We start from the raw sequence: 21,536 nt of genomic DNA, 5'->3' as shown, positions 1-21,536 counted from the left end.
TGCAGCGTCCTTCGGGTCACGACAGGCCGAGCATTCTCGGCAGGAAGAGCGAAAGGCCCGGCACGGCGACGAGGATGGCGATACGCACGACGTCGGCGAGGATGAACGGCAGGATGCCGCGCACGATGGTCTCGAGCTTCAGCCCCGGCGTCGTGCCCTGCAGGACGAAGAGGTTCATGCCGATCGGCGGCGTGATCAGCCCGATTTCGGCGACGCAGACGAGCAGCACGCCGAACCACACCGGGTCATAGCCCGCGCCGGTGATCAGGTTGTACATCGGCACGACGGTCAGCAGCACCATCGACAGGCTGTCCATGAAGCAGCCGAGCACGATGTAGAAGGCGATGACGAGGATCAGCACCCCGAGCGGCGGCAGACCGGTGCTCTGGATCGCCCCGGTGAGCATCTCCGTCAGGCCGCTGAGCTCGACGAAGTAGTTGAAGATCGCGGCCCCCAGCAGAATCAGGAAGATCATGCCGGTCATCGCGGCGGTCTCGGCGATGCCGGCCTTGAGGACGGCGCGGGTCAGCCGGCCGCGTGCGGCGGTGATGACCAGGGCGCCCCCGGCGCCGACGGCCGCCGCCTCGGTCGGCGAGAAGACCTTCCCGTAGATCCCGCCGATCACCAGGACGATGAGCAGCGCCGCGTCCCAGATCCGCAGGAGCGAACGGGTCCGGTCGGCAAGGCTCAGCCGTGCGCCGGCCGGACCGAGCGCCGGACGTCGCGCGACCTGGATGGTGATCGCGGTCATGTAGAGGGCGGTGGCGATGAGGCCCGGCACCAGCGCGGCCGAGAACAGCGCGCCGATCGAGTTGCGGGTCATGATCGCGTAGAGGATCAGGATGATCGACGGCGGGATCAGCACGCCCAGCGTTCCGCCCGCGGCGACGGAGGCGGCTGCCAGGCTGTCGGCATAGCCGCGCGAACGCATCTCCGGCATGGCGACGCGCCCGATCGTCGCGGCGGTGGCGAGCGAGGAGCCGCAGATCGCCCCGAAGATCGCCGACGCGCCGACGGTGGCCATGGCGATGCCGCCGCGGCGATGGCCGATGAAGGCTTGCACGCCGTTGTACAGATTGGCCGACAGGCCTGAAAACGACGCGAACACGCCCATGAAGATGAACAGCGGCACGACCTCCATCCCGTCGCCGGAGACCGCCTCGTAGGGCAGGTTCGACAGGATGTAGGCGGCTTGGTCCCAGCCGCCGAGAAGGATCGCGCCGACCGTGCCGACCAGCGCCATCGCGATGGCGATCGGCACCCGGAAGGCGATCAGGAGAAGGACGATGGCGAAGCCGGCAGGCCCGGCGAGCTGCGCCGTCATGACGGGCTCCCGCCCCTCAGCCGCCGAAAGGCCGCGAAACTGCGCCACAGGCAGGCGACGACCGCCAGCGCGAGGCCGACGATGAAGATCGCCCAGTAGTAGACGACGGGAAGCGCGAGGTTCTGCGTCGTGTCGCCGTAGCTGTAGTGCAGCATCGCGCCGTTCCAGGACAGCCAGCCGAGGAGCACGAACAGCGCTCCGCAGACGAGGTGGATCAGCCCGTCGGCCAGCGTCTGCAGACGGGCCGGGAACTGCTCGAGGAGAAGGTCGACGGTCACATGGCTGCCATGGACGAAGCCGTAGGGGATCGTCCAGGCCGCGGCGGCGACGAGGCAGAGCTTGGTGATGTCGAACGTGTCCATGAAGGCGCCGCCGATGGCGCGGCGCCAGACGATGTCGGCGCATGTCAGCACGATCGGCACCAGAAGCACGGCGACGCCGATCCAGCCGAAGACGCTGATGACGCGTGGCACGAGCGGCAGCGGCGGCGCGCCCACCGCGCCGCCGTCACCGGTCATCTCACTCGGACGCTGGTTCACCCGCGCCGCCCGTCACGCGCCGTATTTCTGGACGAGGTCCAACGCGTCCTTGTAGAGCGCGGCGGGATCGTCGACGCCCTCGCTCTTCAGGCTTGCGAGATATTTCTCCGTCATCGGCTTCAGCTGGTCGCGCCACTTGCGCCGCTCGGCGTCGTCGATGACGATGATCTCTTCGTTGCGCTTGACGGCGTCGGCCTTGCCGACCGCGTCCCACTTGTCCCACCACGGCCCGACCTTCGGCAGCAACGCCTCCCCGGTCGTCTCGTCGATCAGCGTCTGCAGCTCCTTCGGCAGGCGCGCGAAGCTGTTCTTGTTCATCAGGTAGTAGAAGGCGGCGCCGTAAAGTCGGCAGTCGGTGTGGTACTTCAGCACTTCGTTGGCGCGGACCGCGGCGACGAGGTCCCAGGTCGTCGCGAGGCCGTCCAGCGAGCCCTTCTCAAGGCCTTCGTAGATCTGCGAGGGCGGCAGCGCCAGCGCGCTCGCGCCTTCGTATTCGAGCATCGCGTTGACCGCCGGACCGGGCGAGCGGATCCGAAGTCCCTTCAGGTCGGAGAGCTGCTTCACCGGCCGGTCAACCGTGTGGATGAGCGCTCCGTTGTGCGTCATCAGGAGCAGCACCTTGAAGGGCGCGTATTCGTTGCCGAGCTTGTTCTCCTTGTAGAGCTGCCACAGGGCCCGCGAGCCGCTCTCGGCACGCTCGACGACGAAGGGCAGTTCGATCACGGAGGAATGCGGGAAGCGGCCGCGCGGAATGCCGCACAGGCCGAGCGCGATGTCGACGACGCCGGCGCGGACCTGATCCGCCTGACGGTCCGCCCGTCCGAAGGCGGTGCTGACGTCATAGATCTTGTAGTCGATCGCGCCGTTGGTCTTCTGCTTGAGGTTCTCCGCCCAGGGCTGGATGAAATCCGTCTGGAACCCGTGCGTCGGCGGCAGGTAGTGGCTGATCTTCAGCGTGTACTTCGTCTGCGCCCGAAGAACGGTCGGTGCGGCGAGCGCACCGGCGAACAGGCCGGTCGCGGCCATGAATCCGCGGCGAGTGGTGTGCAACTTCATATCAGTCCTCCCAATATGGTCATCGTCTCGAACGTCCCGCAGCTCCCATCCACGCGACAAATAGGTCGTATACGGCTTTTCTAGCCCCGGCAATACCGGCTCCGCCCCTTCCGAGCGTCCGCCTCCGTTCGTCCGGTCGCGGAGGCCGCGGCGCCGATCAGTGTGTAGGGCGGTGAGAAAGTCCGCCACGAAGCGGCCCCGATTTGCATTGCCCGCGCCGGGCGAACGGAATCCGCCGGACGGATCGCGGTTTCGGCCGCCTGCGCCTCCAGCCGGTCTCGGATGGCGAAGGACTGGCCGAGCGTCACGTCTTCGTGGACCAGCACCGGCAGGAAGCCTTGCGGGTTGAGCGCCGTGAAGGCCGCGCCGCGATGCTCGCCGGCGAGGATGTCGACGGGCACGAGGTCGGCGTCGAGGCCCTTGAGGTTGAGGGCGATCCGGACGCGGTAGCTCGCCGAGGATCGCCAAAAGTGGTAGAGCTTCATCGCCCCGTCAGGCAGCCTCTTGGAGCGTCTGCTCGATGGCCCCGAAAATCGAATGGCCGGCTTTGTCCGCCATCTCGATGCGGACGGTGTCGCCGAAGGCCATGAAGGGCGTCTTCGCCGCGCCGCTTTCGATCGTCTCGACCATGCGGATCTCGGCGAGGCAGGAATAGCCGACGCCGCCGGCCGCGATCGGCTGTCCCGGACCGCCGTCGGCACCCTTGTTGGACACCGTGCCCGAGCCGATGATCGTGCCGGCCGCAAGCGGCCGCGTCCGCGCGGCATGGGCGATGAGCTTCGGAAAGTCGAAGGTCATGTCGGTTCCGGCGTCGGCCTTGCCGAAGGCCTCTCCGTTCAGGGCGACGAGAAGCGGCAGCGAGAGCCTGCCGCCGTCCCAGGCCGCGCCCAGATCGTCCGGCGTCACGGCCACCGGCGAAAAGGCGGAAGACGGCTTGGCCTGGAAGAATCCGAAGCCCTTGCCGAGTTCGCCGGGGATCAGCCCGCGCAGCGACACGTCGTTGACCAGCATGACGAGGCGGATCGCGTCGCGGCAGGTCGCCTCGTCCGCGCCGAGCGGCACGTCGCCCACGACGACCGCGATCTCGGCCTCGAAGTCGACACCCCAGTCCGGCACCGCCTCGGCGGGGAAGCGGATCGGGTCGCGCGGCGGCAGGAAGCTGTCGGAGCCGCCCTGATACATCAGGGGATCGGTCCAGAAGCTCTCCGGCATCTCGGCGCCGCGCGCCTTTCGCACCAACTCGACGTGGTTCACATAGGCCGAGCCGTCCGCCCACTGATAGGCGCGCGGCAGCGGCGAATGGGCATCGTGCTCGTGGAAGCGCACGGTCGGCTGGCTGCCGGTCTCGATGCCTTCGGCGACGGCCAGCAGACGCGGCGCCACGTACTCCCAGTCGTCCAGCGCCGCCTGCAGGGTGCGGGCGATGTGCGGCACCTCCGAACAGCGGGTCAGGTCCTTCGAGACGACCACCAGCCGGCCGTCGCGCGTCGTGTCCTTCAAGGTGCCGAGTTTCATGCCGTCCTCATTTCACGCCGGGGGTGCCGTCGAATTTCTTGTCGAGACTGGTCCAGCAATCGACGTAGTCGTCCTGCAGCGGCGCCTCCGTGGCGGCCCATGCGGTCAGTTGCTGCGGAAAGCGGGTCTCGAACATGAAGCTCATGGTCTCATCGAGCTTCTCCGCCTTGAGGTCCGCGTTCGAGGCGCCCTCGAAGGCGTTCCGATCCGGCCCGTGGGGCAGCATGCAGTTGTGCAGGCTCATGCCGCCGGGCACGAAGCCCTTCGGCTTGGCGTCGTAGACACCGTAGATGTTGCCCATCAGCTCGCTCATCACGTTCTTATGGTACCACGGCGGGCGGAAGGAGTGTTCGGCCACCATCCACCGTTCGCGAAAAAGCACGAAGTCGATGTTGGCCGTCCCCTCGACGCCCGAGGGCGCCGTCAGCACCGTGAAGATCGACGGATCGGGATGGTCGAAGAGGATCGCGCCCACCGGCGAATAGGTCCGAAGATCGTATTTCCATGGCGCGTAGTTGCCGTGCCAGGCGACGACGTCGAGCGGCGAGTGGTCGATCGCCGAGCGGTGGAAGGTCCCGCACCACTTGATCGTCACCGTGCTCGGCGTATCGCGGTCCTCGAAGGCGGCAACCGGCGTCTTGAAGTCGCGCGGATTGGCCATGCAGTTGGCGCCGATCGGCCCACGGTTCGGCAGGTCGAACTTCTGTCCGTAGTTCTCGCAGACGAAGCCGCGGCACGGTCCCTCCAGCACCTCGACCCGGTAGACGAGGCCGCGCGGCAGGACGCAGATCTCCTTCGGCTCGACGTCCATGATGCCGAGTTCGGTGGTGAAGCGCAGCCGCCCCTCCTGCGGCACGACGAGTAGCTCGCCGTCGGCGGAGTAGAAGTACTCGTCCACCATCGACGCCGTGACGAGATAGACATGCGCCGCCATGCCGGTCTGGGTGTTGACGTCGCCGGCGGTCGTCACCGTGCGCATGCCGGTGATCCAGGTCAGGGATTCGTCGGAATGCGGCACCGGGTCCCAGCGATACTGGCCGAGCGAGATGACATCGGGATCGACGTTCGGCGCGCTTTTCCACAGCGGCACGGCGATCTTCTCGAAGCGCCCGGTGTGCTTCACCGAGGGCCGGATGCGATAGCACCAGGTCCGCTCGTTCTGGCCGCGCGGCGCCGTGAAGGCGGTGCCCGAAAGCTGCTCGGCGTAAAGCCCATAGGCGCATTTCTGCGGGGAGTTCTGGCCCTGCGGCAGAGCGCCGGGCAGCGCCTCGGTCTCGAAGTCGTTGCCGAAGCCCGGCATGTACTGGGCGGTGCGGTCCATCCTCGCCTCCCCGGTTCGCTTCCTTGTGGACTCGTTGGCCGAAAGGGTATTGGTCCAAATTGTAACCATCAAGGGCGAGCCCTCACGGCATGCATCTCGACGATTTCGTCCCCTACCGCCTGAACATCATCGCCGAACTGATGAGCCGGCGGGTGATGCCGGTCTATCGTGACAGCGAGGGGATGACGCGGCCGGAATGGCGGGTTCTCGCCCATCTCGCCCGGCTCGGCACCGCGACGGCGAAGCAGCTCGGCACCGCAAGCGCCATGCACAAGACCAAGGTCAGCAGGGCCCTGCAGGATCTGGAGACGCGACGCTGGATCAAGCGGGCGAAGAGCGAGGACGACCGGCGGTTCAACGAGGTCGAGATCACGCCCGTCGGCCGCAAGGCCTATGACACGATCTTTCCGCAGATGGTCGCGCTGTCAGATGCGGTTCTGGCCGATCTGTCGCCGGAGGAACGGCGCACCGTCAAACTGGCGCTCTCTGCTTTCGAGCGGGTGCTCGACGCGCCCTCATTGCGCTGAAGCGGACGAGTAGCCGAGCCTCGACGAAAGGTCCCGCGCGGCCTTGCGGACAGCGCCTGCGACGGGACCGGCAAGCGCGGCATCGAACGCCGCCGAGGGCCCGAGCGTCGTCAACACGCCGGCGAGCCCGCCCCGATCGTCGAAGACAAGCACGGCGATCGCGGAATGCCCGGCAGGAGCAGCCGCTCGATGCGGACCATGCCCTCACTGGCGACGCCGGCGGCGATCGTGCTGCGCAACGCTTCGGCTCCGGCGATGTCTATGCCCTGCTCCGCGGCCAGCCGCCGCGCGACCGGCAAGGGCGATCCGAAGGCGCAGACGATGCGGCCCGTCGCGGAGGTGGCGAGCGGCAGGACAGAGCCGGGACGGACGTTGACGACCATGGCGTCCAGCGCCTCTGGCTTTCTGACCGCGCCTGCCCGCCGTCGCAGAAGACCGCACGGAAGACCGAGAATCCGGCCTGGTCGCGGATGCCTTCGGGATATTCGCCGGGGAGCGTCAGACCGTTCCTCTGTAGCAACGCCGAGAGACTGATCCGCACCGCGCCGGTGCCGAACCGGTAGACGCTGGAGGCTCCGTCCGGGCGGCGTGCTTGACGGGCATCAAGGCGGCCGGCCTTTCGGCAGGCGATGCTGCGGCGGAGCAGCCTCGGAGATTCGCCATGCCGCGCCGCCTCCTCGTCATCCTCGGCCATCCCGATCCGGCGACCGGCCATTTCTGCCGGGCCTTGGCGGAGGCCTATAGCGAGGGCGCCCGGGCCGCCGGCCACGGCGTCGACTTCGTCGATATCGCCGCCCTCGACATACCGTTCCTCCGCAGCCCCGCCGACTTCGCGGAGGGTGCGATTCCGGCGAGCCTTCGGCCCGCCGCCGACTCGCTCATGGCCGCCGACCACGTCGTGATCGTCTTCCCGCTCTGGCTGGGCACCATGCCGGCCCTCCTGAAGGCGTTCCTGGAACAGTTGATGCGCCCCGGGCTGGCCTTCGAGGCGACGGCGGAGAACGCCCGCTTCCCGAAGGGCCGGCTCGCTGGCCGGAGCGCCCGCGTCGTCGTCACCATGGGCATGCCGTCGACGATCTACCGGCTGTGGTTCCGCAATCACGGCATCGCCTGCCTGCGCCGCAACATCCTGAACTTCGTCGGCATCAGGCCCGTGCGCGAGACGCTCTACGGCATGGTGGAGGCGACGGACGCCAGGAGACGGGAAGGCTGGCTCAAGGAGATGCGGGCGCTCGGCGCCCGCGCCGGCTGAATCCGCGCGAACAGGAACCTCCCGGCGAACCGGTCGCCGCTCCTACGCCGTCTCCGCGAGCTTGCCCGCCTGCTGGCGGACCCAGCCGACGATCTGCGCCGCCGACATGGCGCCGGACACGCGCGCAACCTCGGCGCCGCGGTGGAACAGGATCATTGTCGGGATGCCGCGAATGCCGAGGCGCCCCGCTGCCTGCTGCTCCTTGTCCGAGTTCAGCTTCAACAGCCGGATGTCCGGCTCCAGCTCGCGCGCCGCAGCTTCATAGGCCGGCGCCATGGCGCGGCACGGGCCGCACCAGGGCGCCCAGACGTCGACCAGCACCGGGATCGTGCCCCGGCCGACCTGCCGGTCGAACATCGCGCTGTCGACATCGGCCGGATGAGCCGAAAAGAGCTGCTGATGGCACGAGCCGCACTTCGCCTTGTCGGCGTCGCGCTCCCGGCCGACGCGGTTCACCGCTCCGCAATGCGTGCAGACGATATGACGGTCCACGGATCCACCTCCCGCTTGTCCTGTTCGATCCTCTGAAGATGATGCCTTCGGCGAGCGCCCGCAACGTCATCCGCCGCATCCCCGACCGGCGGGCGCATTTTCCGCCGATCATCGCCCGTCCGAATCGCCCGACCGCCCTGCCACTCACGGCTGCTGACCGTCAGCCCGCCCGCGCCTTTGATCCAGGTCAAGGCCGGCGGCCTCACCTTGCGGCAGAGCGGGAGAGCCTGCCTCGGGCGCCGCTCAACTCGAGCGCACGGGCGGCGAGGCTGGAGGGAAGAACCGGAAATGAAGAACCACATGGAGGCGGTCGGGATCGGCATCACGGCGTTCCTGGCGCTGCTTGCCGCGGGCTTTGCCAAGGACGCCGCGTTCCAGGCGCATGCCTGGGTGCTGTTCCTCGTGCTCGCGATCGCGACGATCGTGCTGCTGCGGCGGATCGAATTCACCGACGCGAAGATGATCCCGCTGCGTCTGCAGGCGGCAAAGACCCACGACCAGGGCTATTTCGACGAGGTGGTGCGCTACGGCGTCGTCGCGACGGTCGGCTGGGGAATCGTCGGCTTTCTCGTCGGCGTCGTCATCGCGTCGCAGCTCGCCTGGCCGCATCTCAACATCGAGCCCTGGTTCAACTTCGGCCGGATGCGGCCACTGCACACCTCGGCCGTGGTCTTCGCCTTCGGCGGCAACGCGCTGATCGCGACCTCCTTCTACGTCGTCCAGCGCACCTGCCGGGCGCGGCTGTGGGGCGGCAATCTCGCCTGGTTCGTCTTCTGGGGCTACCAGCTGTTCATCGTGATGGCGGCGACCGGCTACCTCCTCGGCATCACCGAGGGGCGCGAATATGCCGAGCCCGAATGGTACGTCGACATCTGGCTGACGATCGTCTGGGTCGCCTATCTCGTGGTCTTCCTCGGCACGCTGGTGAAGCGGAAGGAACCGCACATCTACGTCGCCAACTGGTTCTACCTCGCCTTCATCGTGACCATCGCGATGCTGCACGTGGTGAACAACCTGTCGATGCCGGTCTCCTTCCTCGGCTCGAAGAGCTACTCGGCCTTCTCCGGCGTCCAGGACGCGCTGACCCAGTGGTGGTACGGCCACAACGCCGTCGGCTTCTTCCTCACCGCCGGCTTCCTCGGCATGATGTACTACTTCATCCCGAAGCAGGCGAACCGCCCGGTCTATTCCTACCGGCTGTCGATCATCCACTTCTGGGCGCTGATCTTCCTCTACATCTGGGCCGGCCCGCATCACCTGCACTACACCGCCCTGCCCGACTGGGCGCAGACGCTCGGCATGGTGTTCTCGGTCATGCTGTGGATGCCGTCCTGGGGCGGCATGATCAACGGCCTGATGACGCTGCAGGGCGCCTGGGACAAGCTGAGGACCGACCCGATCCTGCGCTTCCTGGTGATCTCCGTCGCCTTCTACGGCATGTCGACCTTCGAAGGCCCGATGATGTCGATCAAGTCGGTCAACTCGCTCAGCCACTACACCGACTGGACCATCGGCCACGTGCATTCCGGCGCGCTCGGCTGGGTCGGCATGATCTCCTTCGGCGCGGTCTATCATCTGGTGCCGAAGCTGTGGGACCGCCGGCGCCTCTACTCGCTGCGGCTGGTCAACTGGCACTTCTGGCTCGCGACCCTCGGGATCGTCGTCTACGCGGCGGTGATGTGGGTGTCGGGCATCATGCAGGGCCTGATGTGGCGCGAATACGGGGACGACGGCTACCTCGTCTACTCCTTCGCCGAGACGGTCGCCGCGATGCATCCCTACTACGTCCTGCGCATGATGGGCGGGCTGATGTACCTCACCGGCGCTCTGATCATGGCCTTCAATGTCTACAAGACCATCCGCGGCGACCTGCGCGAGGAGGTCCCGATGGGTGGCTCGGCGCCCGTGCTGCAGCCGGCGGAGTGAGGGGAACCACGATGGCACACAACGAACCCAACCCCGCCATGGCCGGGGCCCGACCGGAGCTGAAGGCCGATCCCGTCGCCCGCGGCATCCTCTCCCACCACGGCAAGATCGAGCGCAACGTCACGCTGCTCCTGGTCCTGTCGCTTCTGGTGGTGACGATCGGCGGCATCGTCGAGATCGCGCCGCTGTTCTACCTGCAGAACACGGTGGAAAAGGTCGCCGGCATGCGGCCCTACACGCCGCTGGAACTCGCCGGACGCAACATCTACCTGCGCGAGGGCTGCTACAACTGCCACAGCCAGATGATCCGGCCGTTCCGCGACGAGGTCGAGCGCTACGGGCATTATTCGCTGGCCGCGGAATCGATGTACGACCATCCCTTCCAGTGGGGATCGAAGCGCACCGGACCGGACCTCGCCCGCGTCGGCGGCCGCTACTCCAACGAGTGGCAGGTGCAGCACCTGACCGATCCGCGTTCGGTGGTGCCGGAATCGATCATGCCGACCTACGGCTTCCTGGCCAGGACCGATCTCGACATGGCCGATCCCGCCGCGCATCTCGCCGCCAACCGCGACGTCGGCGTGCCCTACACGGACGAGATGATCGCCGATGCCAAGGCCGATCTTCGCGCCCAGGCCGATCCGAATGCCGATACCAAGGGGCTGCTCGCCCGCTACCCCAAGGCCGTGGTCGCCGATTTCGACGGCAATCCGCAGCGCCTGACGGAGATGGATGCGCTCGTCGCCTATCTGCAGATGCTCGGCACGCTCGTCGACTTCTCGGTCTACCAGCCCCAAGAAAACGACCGCTGAGGAGGCTGGCATGAACCTCGAATATCAAGCCATGCGCGCCTTCGCGGACTCGTGGGGCCTTGTCGCCATGGCGCTGTTCTTCATCGCGGTGCTCGTCTTCGTCGTCCGCCCCGGCGCCCGCCGGTCCGCCGACGATGCCGCCGCCATCCCCTTCAAGGAGGACTGATCCGTGGCCGAGTCCAAGGACGTCGATCAAGTCACCGGTGTCGAGACCACGGGCCATTCCTGGGACGGCATCAAGGAGCTCAACAACCCGCTGCCGCGCTGGTGGCTGTGGACCTTCTACGGCTGCATCGCCTTCGCGCTGGTCTACACCATCCTCTATCCGGCCTGGCCGATGATCCATTCGGCGACGCCCGGCCTGCTCGGCTGGTCGAGCCGGGCCGAGCTCGGCCGGCAGATGGCCGCCGTCAACGCCGCTAATGCCGAGAAGCTGCAGGCGATCGGCAAGCTCGACGTCGAAGCCATCGCCGCCGATCCCAAGCTGCGGCCGATGGCGATCGCCGCCGGCCGCGCGGCCTTCAAGGTCAACTGCGTCCAGTGCCACGGCTCGGGCGCCGAGGGCGGCGTCGGCTATCCCAACCTCAACGACGATAGCTGGCTCTGGGGCGGCAGCCTCGCCGCCATCCACACGACGCTGGAAGACGGCATCCGCTATGCCACCGACGACAACACGAGGGTCTCGGAGATGCCGGCCTTCGGCCGCGACGGCATCCTCACCCGGGACCAGATCTCGGACGTCGCCTGGTATGTCCGCAAGATCTCCGGCCAGGAGACCGATTCGGCGGCGGCCGGACGCGGCGCCCAGATCTTCGCCGACAACTGCGCCGCCTGCCACGGCGAGAGCGGCCAGGGCAATCGCGACGTCGGAGCGCCGCGGCTGAACGATGCGATCTGGCTCTACAGCGGCAGCCACGCCGCCATCATGGCGCAGGTCACCAACCCGCGGCATGGCGTCATGCCGGCCTGGGGCGCCCGGCTCGGCGAAACCACGGTCAAGGAGCTCGCCGTCTACGTCCACAGCCTCGGCGGCGGCGAGTAGCCCCAAATCGCCGTCGTCGAAGCGGACGTATGCGAGCCCCCGTCCCAACGGCCGGGGGCTCGCTTGTTCTGACGGGCCGTCGCGAAACCATCGTCGCAGCGCCGGCGCCACCGCGAAGCTGCGGGGCCGGCCTGTGGACTTCCCGCTCTCCCCGGCCCTCCCGGCCCTTCGGATCGCATCGGGACAGTACGATTGCGCGAGATCAAGGCGGCGCTTCGTCGGCTCCCGTAGGCGATCGGGTATCGCCCGCCATCCCCGGTCTTCCAGCCGAGAGCCTCGATGCTTCAGCAGCCAGACATCCATCGCTTCGACGTCGAGCCGGTCAACGCACCGGAGCGGCAGTCGCAGCCGCTCTACGAGGCCCGCCGCAAGATCCATCCGAAGCGCGCCGAGGGCCGCTTCCGCCGGCTGAAGTGGATCATCATGGCGGTGACGCTCGGCATCTACTACCTGACGCCGTGGATCCGCTGGGACCGGGGCCCGTTCGCGCCGGACCAGGCGGTGCTGATCGATCTCGCCAGCCGGCGCTTCTACTTCTTCTTCGTCGAGATCTGGCCGCAGGAGTTCTTCTTCGTCGCCGGTCTTCTCGTGATGGCCGGCGTCGGACTGTTCCTGGTGACCTCGGTCGTCGGCCGCGCCTGGTGCGGCTATGCCTGTCCGCAGACGGTCTGGACCGACCTCTTCCTAGTGGTCGAGCGCTTCTTCGAGGGCGACCGCAACGCCCGGATCCGGCTCGACAAGGCGCCCTGGAGCGCCGACAAGATCCGCAAGCGCGTGCTGAAGCATGCGGTGTGGCTGGTCATCGCCGTGGCGACCGGCGGCGCCTGGATCTTCTACTTCGCCGACGCGCCGAGCCTGCTCACGAGCTTCCTCACCGGCCAGGCGCCGTTCGTCGCCTACGCCACCGTCGGCGTGCTGACCGCGACCACCTATGTGCTGGGCGGACTGATGCGCGAGCAGGTCTGCATCTACATGTGCCCCTGGCCGCGCATCCAGGCGGCGATGCTCGACGAGGACTCCCTCGTCGTCACCTATAACGACTGGCGGGGCGAGCCGCGGAGCCACGGCGCCAAGAAGGCCGCGGCGGCGGGTCTCGCCGTCGGCGACTGCGTCGACTGCAATGCCTGCGTCGCGGTGTGCCCCACCGGCATCGACATCCGCGACGGCCAGCAGCTCGCCTGCATCACCTGCGCGCTGTGCATCGACGCCTGCGACGGCGTCATGGACCGGCTCGGCCGCGCCCGCGGGCTGATCTCCTATGCGACGCTGAAGGACTACAACGCCAACATGGCGATCGCGACCGACCCGGCGACCGGGACGATCGATCCGACGCGGGTGCGCGGCGAGGACGGCCGCTTCGCCGCCGGGCTGAAGCACTTCGACTGGCACATCTTCCTGCGCACGCGAACGCTGATCTACACCGGCCTCTGGGCGGCGATCGGGCTCGGCCTGCTGGTCGCGCTCCTCTCCCGCGAACGGCTGGAACTCGCCGTCCAGCGCGACCGCAACCCGGTCTATGTGAAGCTCAGCGACGGCGCCATCCGCAACGGCTACACGGTCAAGCTGCTCAACATGATCCCGGAGCCGCGCGAATTCGCGCTGACGCTCGACGGGCTGCCGGGCGCGTCGATGTATTCGGAGGATCTGAACCAGCCGGACGGGCGCAGCTTCGCCATCAAGGTCGACCCCGACCGCCTGCGGACGCTGAAGTTCTTCGTCGTCCAGCCGCCGGGCGCGGTGAAGCCGGGAACCACCGAATTCCGCTTCGTGCTCAACGACATGAACAGTTCCGAACGCGCGGTCTACGAGGCCGCCTTCGAAGCCCCGGAGACAGGCCGATGACCACGAGCGGTGCCCGCAGAGGCGAGTTCACCGGCCGGCACATGGCGGTGATCATGGTCCTGTTCTTCGGGACGATCATCTCGGTGAACGTGCTGATGGCCTATTTCGCCGAATCGACCTGGAGCGGGCTCGTCGTCGAGAACAGCTATGTCGCCAGCCAGACCTTCGACGCCGATACCGCCGCACGCCGGCGCGAGGCGGCCCGCGGCTGGCAGGTCGAGACCGGCTATGCCGGCGGCCTCTTCCGGATCGATCTTCGCGACGCGGCCGGCCGGCCGGTCCGGGGCGCCGCGATCGCCGTCACCATCGGGCACCCGGTCAACGCCAATCTCGACCGGACTCTGACCCTGAAGTCACTGCCGGGCGGCGGCTATGGCGCGACCACCGATCTCACCCACGGGCGCTGGGAGGCGCGTCTGACGGTCACAGCCGACGACCTGCCGCCCTGGCACCGCGCCGTCCGGTTCAGCGTTCCGTGAGAGGTGGCAGGTGAGCTGCTGCAGCCCCGCCTACGACCTCGCCGTCGCCGAGGAAGAGGCCGTCGCCTCCGCCGACCCGCAGCGCGAAGAGCTGCGCCGGGCCGGCCGGGGCGGCGAGGACGGCACGGTCACCTATGTCTTCTCCGTCCCGGCCATCCATTGCGGCGCCTGCCTCGCCACCGTCGAGCGCGCGCTGACGCCGTTGCCGGGCGTCCTCTCGGCCCGCGCGAACCTGACGCTGCGCCGGGTCACGGTGGTGCTCGACCGTGCCGAGGTCTCGCCCGTGCCGATCGTCGAGACCCTCGCCCGCATCGGCTTTCCCGCAACGCCCGTGGATCTCGGGGACCTCGATCAGCTCGGCCGGGAGCGGCAGTCGACGCGGCTGCTGATCGCGCTGGCGGTCGCGGGCTTTGCCGCCGCCAACATCATGCTCCTGTCGGTCTCCGTCTGGTCCGGGGCACAGGCCGCCACGCGCGACCTGTTCCACCTGATCTCGGCGTTGATCGCGGTCCCGACGGTCGCCTTCTCGGGGCAGGTGTTCTTTCGCTCGGCGTTCTCGGCGCTGCGCGCCGGGCGGCTGAACATGGACGTGCCGATCTCGCTGGCGCTTCTCCTCGCGCTCGGCATGAGCCTCGCCGAAAGCCTGACCGGCGGCACCGAGGCCTATTTCGACGCGGCCGTGACGCTCACCTTCTTCCTGCTCGTCGGCCGCTATCTCGACCAGCGGATGCGCGAGCGCGCGCGCAGCGCCGTCCTCGGGATCGCGCGGCTCGCGGCCAAGGGCGCGACGCGCGTCGAGGGCGGCAGCCTCAGCTACATCCCGCTGGACGAGGTCGAGCCGGGCATGATCCTGCGCGTGCCGGCCGGCGGCCGGATGCCCGTCGACGCCAGGGTGCTCGCCGGGGAGAGCGACCTCGACCGCTCGCTCGTCACCGGCGAGAGCGCACCTGTCCTCGCAACGCCCGGCATGAGGGTCGAGGCGGGCGTCCTCAACCGCACCGGCCCGCTCGACGTCGAGGCGCTCACCGACACCCGGCACTCCTTCCTGGCGGACATCATGGCCATGATGGAGGCGGCCGAGACCGGCCGCGGCGCCTATGTGCGCATTGCCGACCGCATGGCCCGGCTCTACGCGCCGGCCGTCCACATCCTCGCCGCGGCCGCCTTCCTGTTCTGGCTGATCGCGTCCGGCGGCGACTGGTATCACGCGCTCTACACCGCCATCGCCGTGCTCATCGTCACCTGCCCCTGCGCGCTCGGGCTCGCCGTGCCGGTCGTCCATGTGATCGGCGCGTCGCGGCTCTTCGAGGCGGGCATCCTGATGAAGGACGGCTCGGCACTGGAACGCCTCGCCGAGATCGACACCGTGCTCTTCGACAAGACCGGCACGCTGACGACCGGCACGCCGCGGCTCGCCGCGACCGACATCGCCGAAGGCCGCGACAGCGACGCCGCCCGGGCCCTTGCCGCGCGCTCCACCCATCCGGCGAGCCGGGCGGTCGTCGAGGGGCTGCCGGAGGGCGCCGATCTTGCCGTCCTGGATGCCCGGGAGGTGCCGGGCTGCGGCGTCGAGGCCAAGATCGACGGCCGTCTCGCGCGGCTCGGCCGGCCGTCCTGGGTGGCCGAGATCGGCAGCCCGGGGCTGGGCGCGCCCGAAACAAGCGGCCTCGCCTTCGCCTTCTCCGGCGGACGGACCGCGCATGTCGCGCTGGAGGAGGCTCTCCGGCCGGACGCCGCTTCGACGATCGCAGCCCTGGAGCGGGCGGGGCTCGTACCGGAACTCCTGTCGGGCGATGCCGAGGCCCCGGTGCGCCGCGTGGCCGAAGCGCTGGAGCTCGCCCGCTTCCGCTCCGGCCAGACGCCGGCCGACAAGATCGCCCGCATCCGCGCGCTGCAGGCCGGCGGCGCCAGGGTGATGATGGTCGGCGACGGGCTGAACGATGCGCCGAGCCTTGCGGCGGCGGACGTGTCGATGGCGCCGGCCTCGGCCTGCGACGCCGGCCGGCTCGCCGCCGACTTCGTCTTCACCCGCGACAGCCTGGACGCGGTGTCCTTCGCCTTCACCCTCGCGCGCCGGGCGCGTGCGCTCGTGCGGCAGAACTTCGCCCTCGCCGTCCTCTACAACGCGGTCGCGGTGCCTCTCGCGATGGCCGGTCTCGTCACGCCCCTGATCGCCGCGATCGCCATGTCGGCCTCGTCGATCCTCGTGGTCGCCAACAGCCTGCGCCTCTCGGTGAAGGACCGCGCCGGACGCGGCGCAGCCGCGGCGGGCCCGGCACAGGCACTTCCTCCGCGCACCGAGCGTGCCGCTCGAGCCCCCGCCGTCGCCGCATGAACGTCCTCCTGCTCCTCGTCCCGATCGCGCTCCTGCTCGGACTGACCGGCCTCGGAGCCTTCTTCTGGGCGCTGCGGAGCGGCCAGTACGACGACGTCGACGGCGCCGCCTGGCGAATTCTGGAGGACGAGGCCGACAAGCCGGACGCTTGAGCCGGCTCGCCGAAAAGATGTCGTAAACACGTCCGCCACCCGGTTGAAGCCGCAGCTGAGGGAGCCGGACGGCGAAGATACGCAATCAAACGGTTAGCCGGGCGGTCCATCCGTTGCTGGAAAGGTCCCGCTTGCTAACATTCTCGTGATCGCCATCAACGGGAGGATCACGCGTCATGCTGCTCGAAGCTCGAGAAGTCCAGGCGTGCGGCGGCGGCCGTCCTGGGATTGTGCCGCTCCTGCTGTCCATCGCCAAGGCGACGCGATCGCTGAACACGATCGCGCTTCGCGACATCGGACTGGCGCCGGGACAGGACAGGCTGATCGAGGCGCTCGATCCGGAGGATCCGATGCCGGGCGGCGTCCTCGCGAGCGAGATCGGGGTGCGTCCCTCGACGGTGTCGAAGATGCTGGACCGGCTGGAGCGCGAAGGCTTCGTCCAGCGCATCAACTCGAAATGCGACTCCCGCGTCACCCTCGTCGCGTTGACGCCGAAGGGCGTGCGCATGCAGGAGAAGATCCGCGACGCATGGCGCTGGATGTCCGAGGATCTGGTGAAGGCGGTACCGGACGACGAGGTGACGGGCTTTGCCACCGGCCTGACGAGCGCCTGCGCCGTCCTGCAGCGCCGGATCGGCCGCTTGCGCTGACCTGCCTTTCTCGCCCACAACCGTCAGGCGTGCCGAACGCCGTGCTGAAGCACCGGTCCTGCCATGACGTGAGACGCGATCAAGGCGGGACCCGCGGCCCCGCCTGATCGATCTGCTTCTTCGCAGAGGCGCGGTCCTTCCGGAACCGCCTTCCGCCTTCGCTATGCGACGGCTCAGTCGTTGCTGCCGGAGTTGTTCTGGATCTGGCTGCTGTCGCTGGAGCTGTCGGCGTTCGAGCTATCGGTCGCCGCGTTGTCCTGGCTCTGGCTGCTGGTGTCGGTGCTCGAAGTGGTCGTTGAGCCGTTGTCGTTCGAGCCGGTGCCGGCCGTGCTGCCCTGCGTCTGTGTGCTGTCGTTCGAGGTGTCGTTGTTCCAGTCGTAGTCGCTGGAATTGTCCTGCCCCTGGCTGCTGGCGCTGGAATTCTCGTTATTCCAGCTGTCGTTGCCGCTCTGGCTCTGGCCGTACGACTGGCCGCTGTTGTTGTTGTTCCAGCCGTTGCTGCCGTTCTGGTTCTGGCCGTAGGACTGCCCGTTGTTGTTGTTGTTCCAGCCGTTGTTGCCGTTCTGGTTCCGGTCGTAGGACTGGCCGTTGCTGCCGTTCCAGCCGTTATTGCCGTACCCGTTCTGGCTGTTGAACCGGCCATTGTTGCCGTTCCAGCCGTTATTGCCGTACTGGTTCTGCCCGTTGAAGCGGCCGTTATTGTTGTTCCAGCCGTTGTTCCCGTACTCGTTCTGGTCGTTGAACCGGCCGTTACTGCCGTTCCAGCCGTTATTGCCGTACCCGTTCTGGCTGTTGAACCGGCCATTGTTGCCGTTCCAGCCGTTATTGCCGTTCTGGTTCTGGCCGTAGGACTGCCCGTTGTCGCCGTTCCAGCCGTTATTGCCGTACTGGTTCTGGTCGTTGAACCGGTCGTTGTTGCCGTTCCAGCCGTTGTTCCCGTACTGGTTCTGGCCGTTGAACCGGCCGTTGTTGCCGTTCCAGCCGTTGTTGCCGTTCTGGTTCTGGCTGTTGAAGCGGCCGTTATTGTTGTTCCAGCCGTTGTTCCCGTACTCGTTCTGGTCGTTGAATCGGCCGTTGCTGCCATTCCGGCCGTTGTTGCCGTACTGGCTCTGGCCATTGAACCGGCCGTTGCTGCCGTTCCAGCCGTTGTTCCCGTACTGGCTCTGGCCATTGAACCGGCCGTTGTTGCCGTTCCAGCCGTTATTGCCGTTCTGGTTCTGGCCCTTGAAGCGGCCGTTATTGTTGTTCCAGCCGTTGTTGCCGTACTGGTTCTGGTCGTTCTGATACTGGCCGTTTTGGTTCCTGACCATGCCGGCGGTGTTGCCGGACGACTGGGCGAAGGCGTAGGTCGGAGCCGACAGAAGCGCTGCAGCCGCGATCGTTGCTGTGATGGACCTGGTCATGGGATCTCCCGCAGAAATCTGGATCAGGGGCGCCTGCCCCTGGTGAGCGTCCGGGCTGGACGCGACGAGTGTCCGCAGCCGGTGGCGGCATCCTCTGCCGCAAGCCGTGGCGACCGAAGACGACGATGCTGCGCCGGCCCGAGGACAGGGAGGGAACGGCACCTGCGGGCCCACGTTCCGATTGGTTTTTCCAAAACTCTTTAGCCCGCAAAGGGGGCCGGGGACCGGCGAGCAGAGAGTGGAGAAAAGGGCCCGCGCGGGGCGCCGCAGCCGAAGAGAGCGCCTCTCATCGGTCGGCCCGGCTGGCCCGCGGGCGGCGCAAGCGACAGGCGGACGGCGCCCGCTGCCGCCCGCCCTGCCCTGCGTCCTGCCCGGCTCAAGCCGGCCGCGTCTCGGAACCGGCGGGCTCGCCCTGATGCGTCGCCAGTCCCGTGCGGTCCGTCGCGTCGATGCGCACGGGCACGGATTTCGCCGCGGGCGTCTTCGACTGCTCGTCGTGATGCGTGACCGGGATCAGGGGGTTCATCTCGGGATAATAGGCCCCGACGCAGCCGTCCGGTAGCGAGAAGGGCGTGACCTTGAGGCCGAAGACCTCCCGGTGGATGCCGTCGTCGGCGTCGCTGACGAGCGCCACGATCTGACCCTCGTGAAGACCCGCCCGCCGCATCTCCTCGGGATTGATCAGAAGCACGTCGCGCGTCCCCTCGATCCCGCGCATGCGGTCGCTGTAGCCGTAGATCGTCGTGTTGAACTGGTCGTTCGAGCGCATGGTGATCAGCCGGTAGCGGCCCGGCCGATCCTCGAAGCCGCAGGCCGTCAGCCCGTCCGGGACCGTGAACTCGGCCTTGCCGCTCTCGGTCTTCCAGATGCGCTCGCGCGCCGCATTGCCGCGATAGAAGCCGCCGGGCGTCCACATGCGCTCGTTGAAGCCGTGGAACTGCGGCGGATAGGTCTCGGCGATCAGGTCGCGGACCCGCCCGTAGTCGGCGACCCAGGCGTCCCACTTCACCTTCGGGTTCCCCGGCAGCGTCGCCTTGGCGATCCCGGCGACGATGGCGAGTTCCGACTTCAGGTGCTCGCTCGCCGGCTTGCGCTTGCCGAGCGAGCCGTAGATGCAGCTGAAGGTGTCCTCCATCGAGACCGCCTGCGGGCCGGTCGCCTGCATGTCCTCTTCCGTGCGGCCGAGGCAGGGCAGGAGATAGGCGACCTTGCCGTTGACGAGGTGGCTGCGGTTGAGCTTGGTCGCGATCTGCACGGTCAGGTGCATCTGCTTCCATGCCGGCTCCATGCGGCCGTGGTCGGGGATGGCGCGGACGAAATTGCCGCCGAGGCCGAAGAACGCCTTCACATCGCCCGAGAGGATGCCCTTGCAGGTCTCGACGGTGTTCAGCCCTTCCTCGCGCGGCGGCTCGAAGCCGAACTGCTCCGCCAGACGGTCGAGCGGCACCAGCTTCGGCTTCTCGGAGATGCCGACGGTGCGCTGTCCCTGCACGTTCGAATGGCCGCGCACCGGCGAGATGCCGGTCCCGTCCCGGCCGATATTGCCCTTCATCAGCAGCAGGTTCACCAGCATGCCGACATTCTCGAAGCCGTGCGTGTGCTGGGTGAGGCCCATGCCGTAGAAGGCGCAGACGCGGTCGGCCTCGACATAGACCTGCGCGGCGGCTTCAATGGCGGTGCGCGTGAGGCCGGATTCCGCCTCGATCGCCTCCCAGGGCGTCGCCCGCACCTTCGCCTCGAAGGCCTCGAAGCCGTGCGTGTGCCGCTCGACGAAGCCGGGGTCGATGACCCGCTTCCCCTCGGACCTGGCGAGGTCGTCGGCGGCGAAGACGTGCTTGCACATCCCCATCATTACCGCGATGTCGCCGCCCGGGCGGACCTGGTGGTACTGCGTCGAGATCCGAGTCTCGTGCCCGGTCAGCATCTCGGTCGGGTTCTGCGGATTGGTGAAGAACTCCAGCCCACGCTCGTGCACCGGGTTGAAGGTCACGATCGGCACGCCGCGCTTGGCGGCTTCCTGCAGCGGATGCAGGAAGCGCGGGCTGTTCGAGCCGGTGTTCTGCCCGAAGAAGAACATCGCGTCGCAGTTCTGCAGGTCGTCGAAGACGACCGTGCCGACGCCCTCGCCGATCACCTTCTTCAGCGCCACCGAGGTCGTCTCGTGGCACATGTTGGAGGAGTCCGGCAGGTTGTTGTTGCCGTAGAGCCGGGCGAACAGCGCATAGAGATAGGATGTCTCGAGGCTCGCGCGGCCGGAGGAGTAGAACACCACCGCTTTCGGGTCGAGCTTCTTCAGTTCCTCGCCGATGCCCTGGAACGCCTCGCTCCACTCGCAGGGCACGTAGCGGTCCGTCTCCGGATCGTAGCGCATTGGATGGGTGAGCCGCCCCTCCTGTTCGAGGTCGTAGTCCTTCCAGGTGCGCAGTTCGGTGAGGGTGTGCTTTGCGAAGAATTCCGGCGTGCAGCGGCGCGTGGTCAGCTCCCAGAGCGTCGCCTTGGCGCCGTTCTCGCAGAACTCGAAGGGGTGATAGTCCGCCGGCTTCGCCCAGGAGCAGGACACGCACATGAAGCCGCCCGGCTTGTTCTGCCGCCCGAGCGTCTCGGTCGCGGCGGGCGTCGCCCATTCCTTGCCGAAGATCCGGCTGATGCCGCGGACCGAGCCCCAGCCGCCCGCCGGCCCATCGTAATGAACCGTCTCGTTCGATTTTGCCATGACGTCCTCTTTCCGCTTGGCCTCGTGCCGAACCTATGGCGAGGCGCGGCAATGACCCCCCGGAACCTGGACAACATGCGTGGCTGGCAATGCGGCGGGTCGATCGGGAACCGCCCGGCAGCTTCGCCGCGTTCAGCGCCAACCCATGGACACGAC

The 21,536-nt window shown here is 67.9% G+C and carries 21 protein-coding genes; 11 read left to right on the top strand and 10 right to left on the bottom strand.

All coding sequences use genetic code 11. The features are described from left to right. Window positions 1-16 precede the first annotated feature (16 nt). The 6 genes from AB5S17_RS10500 to hmgA form a co-directional block, all read right to left on the bottom strand. Window positions 17-1,324, bottom strand: a complete 1,308-nt coding sequence (locus AB5S17_RS10500; RefSeq protein WP_369238982.1) for a TRAP transporter large permease — start codon at window positions 1,322-1,324, stop codon at window positions 17-19. After that, window positions 1,321-1,863, bottom strand: coding sequence for a TRAP transporter small permease (locus AB5S17_RS10495; protein WP_369238980.1), 543 nt, complete (start codon window positions 1,861-1,863; stop codon window positions 1,321-1,323). The genes AB5S17_RS10500 and AB5S17_RS10495 overlap by 4 nt, the downstream gene beginning before the upstream one ends. 12 nt (window positions 1,864-1,875) lie before the next feature. Next, window positions 1,876-2,919 (bottom strand): TRAP transporter substrate-binding protein, encoded by a 1,044-nt coding sequence (locus tag AB5S17_RS10490; protein ID WP_369238978.1) that lies wholly within the window; start codon window positions 2,917-2,919, stop codon window positions 1,876-1,878. Window positions 2,920-2,999: 80 nt separating this feature from the next. Beyond that, the gene (locus tag AB5S17_RS10485) at window positions 3,000-3,404 is read right to left on the bottom strand and encodes a glutathione S-transferase N-terminal domain-containing protein (RefSeq protein ID WP_369238976.1); all 405 of its coding nucleotides are present in this window, start codon (window positions 3,402-3,404) and stop codon (window positions 3,000-3,002) included. Between the two features lie 7 nt (window positions 3,405-3,411). Further along, window positions 3,412-4,434, bottom strand: a complete 1,023-nt coding sequence (locus tag AB5S17_RS10480) for a fumarylacetoacetate hydrolase family protein (protein WP_369238974.1) — start codon at window positions 4,432-4,434, stop codon at window positions 3,412-3,414. A gap of 7 nt (window positions 4,435-4,441) precedes the next feature. Next, window positions 4,442-5,755: a homogentisate 1,2-dioxygenase gene (hmgA, locus tag AB5S17_RS10475; RefSeq protein WP_369238972.1), complete on the bottom strand. Its 1,314-nt coding sequence runs from the start codon at window positions 5,753-5,755 to the stop codon at window positions 4,442-4,444. 89 nt (window positions 5,756-5,844) lie between these two features. Here hmgA and AB5S17_RS10470 point away from each other — a divergent pair, with 89 nt between their 5' ends. Continuing rightward, a complete protein-coding gene (locus AB5S17_RS10470; protein ID WP_369238970.1) occupies window positions 5,845-6,282 on the top strand; it encodes a MarR family winged helix-turn-helix transcriptional regulator in 438 nt (145 codons plus the stop codon). A gap of 110 nt (window positions 6,283-6,392) precedes the next feature. On the opposite strand, the gene AB5S17_RS10465 is transcribed toward AB5S17_RS10470, so the two are convergent. Then, window positions 6,393-6,665: a hypothetical protein gene (locus AB5S17_RS10465; RefSeq protein ID WP_369238968.1), complete on the bottom strand. Its 273-nt coding sequence runs from the start codon at window positions 6,663-6,665 to the stop codon at window positions 6,393-6,395. 278 nt (window positions 6,666-6,943) lie between these two features. Here AB5S17_RS10465 and AB5S17_RS10460 point away from each other — a divergent pair, with 278 nt between their 5' ends. Beyond that, a complete protein-coding gene (locus AB5S17_RS10460; protein WP_369238966.1) occupies window positions 6,944-7,534 on the top strand; it encodes an NAD(P)H-dependent oxidoreductase in 591 nt (196 codons plus the stop codon). 42 nt (window positions 7,535-7,576) lie between these two features. Here the strand turns inward: AB5S17_RS10460 and trxC are convergent, their stop codons facing one another. Beyond that, complete coding sequence (gene trxC / locus AB5S17_RS10455) at window positions 7,577-8,026, bottom strand: thioredoxin TrxC (protein ID WP_369238964.1); 450 nt, start codon at window positions 8,024-8,026, stop codon at window positions 7,577-7,579. Between the two features lie 288 nt (window positions 8,027-8,314). Here trxC and ccoN point away from each other — a divergent pair, with 288 nt between their 5' ends. The 9 genes from ccoN (at window position 8,315) to AB5S17_RS10410 (ending at window position 17,264) form a co-directional block, all read left to right on the top strand. Next, the gene (ccoN, locus tag AB5S17_RS10450; RefSeq protein ID WP_369238962.1) at window positions 8,315-9,952 is read left to right on the top strand and encodes a cytochrome-c oxidase, cbb3-type subunit I; all 1,638 of its coding nucleotides are present in this window, start codon (window positions 8,315-8,317) and stop codon (window positions 9,950-9,952) included. 38 nt (window positions 9,953-9,990) lie between these two features. Beyond that, a complete protein-coding gene (gene ccoO, locus AB5S17_RS10445; protein ID WP_369239100.1) occupies window positions 9,991-10,764 on the top strand; it encodes a cytochrome-c oxidase, cbb3-type subunit II in 774 nt (257 codons plus the stop codon). 10 nt (window positions 10,765-10,774) lie between these two features. Beyond that, window positions 10,775-10,930: a cbb3-type cytochrome c oxidase subunit 3 gene (locus AB5S17_RS10440; RefSeq protein ID WP_369238960.1), complete on the top strand. Its 156-nt coding sequence runs from the start codon at window positions 10,775-10,777 to the stop codon at window positions 10,928-10,930. 3 nt (window positions 10,931-10,933) lie between these two features. Continuing rightward, entirely contained in the window at window positions 10,934-11,806 is an 873-nt protein-coding gene (gene ccoP / locus AB5S17_RS10435) for a cytochrome-c oxidase, cbb3-type subunit III (protein ID WP_369238958.1), read from the top strand. A 279-nt stretch (window positions 11,807-12,085) separates the two neighbouring features. Then, window positions 12,086-13,648 carry a cytochrome c oxidase accessory protein CcoG gene (gene ccoG, locus AB5S17_RS10430; protein ID WP_369238956.1) on the top strand — a complete coding sequence of 521 codons (1,563 nt, stop codon included), beginning with the start codon at window positions 12,086-12,088 and terminating at the stop codon, window positions 13,646-13,648. Further along, a complete protein-coding gene (locus tag AB5S17_RS10425; protein WP_369238954.1) occupies window positions 13,645-14,127 on the top strand; it encodes a FixH family protein in 483 nt (160 codons plus the stop codon). The genes ccoG and AB5S17_RS10425 overlap by 4 nt, the downstream gene beginning before the upstream one ends. Window positions 14,128-14,137: 10 nt before the next feature. Further along, window positions 14,138-16,462 (top strand): heavy metal translocating P-type ATPase, encoded by a 2,325-nt coding sequence (locus AB5S17_RS10420; protein ID WP_369238952.1) that lies wholly within the window; start codon window positions 14,138-14,140, stop codon window positions 16,460-16,462. Beyond that, window positions 16,459-16,614 carry a cbb3-type cytochrome oxidase assembly protein CcoS gene (gene ccoS, locus AB5S17_RS10415; RefSeq protein ID WP_369238950.1) on the top strand — a complete coding sequence of 52 codons (156 nt, stop codon included), beginning with the start codon at window positions 16,459-16,461 and terminating at the stop codon, window positions 16,612-16,614. Before AB5S17_RS10420 ends, ccoS begins: the two co-directional genes overlap by 4 nt. Before the next feature lie 176 nt (window positions 16,615-16,790). After that, window positions 16,791-17,264 (top strand): MarR family winged helix-turn-helix transcriptional regulator, encoded by a 474-nt coding sequence (locus tag AB5S17_RS10410; protein WP_369238948.1) that lies wholly within the window; start codon window positions 16,791-16,793, stop codon window positions 17,262-17,264. A gap of 173 nt (window positions 17,265-17,437) precedes the next feature. Here the strand turns inward: AB5S17_RS10410 and AB5S17_RS10405 are convergent, their stop codons facing one another. After that, entirely contained in the window at window positions 17,438-18,667 is a 1,230-nt protein-coding gene (locus AB5S17_RS10405) for a hypothetical protein (RefSeq protein WP_369238946.1), read from the bottom strand. A 376-nt stretch (window positions 18,668-19,043) separates the two neighbouring features. Beyond that, the gene (locus tag AB5S17_RS10400; protein WP_369238944.1) at window positions 19,044-21,380 is read right to left on the bottom strand and encodes an FdhF/YdeP family oxidoreductase; all 2,337 of its coding nucleotides are present in this window, start codon (window positions 21,378-21,380) and stop codon (window positions 19,044-19,046) included. Window positions 21,381-21,536 lie beyond the last annotated feature (156 nt).

This window comes from Jiella sp. M17.18, assembly GCF_041027365.1.
GTDB lineage: Bacteria > Pseudomonadota > Alphaproteobacteria > Rhizobiales > Rhizobiaceae > VKMB-3413.
This window is presented reverse-complemented; position numbering and strand designations above follow the sequence as displayed.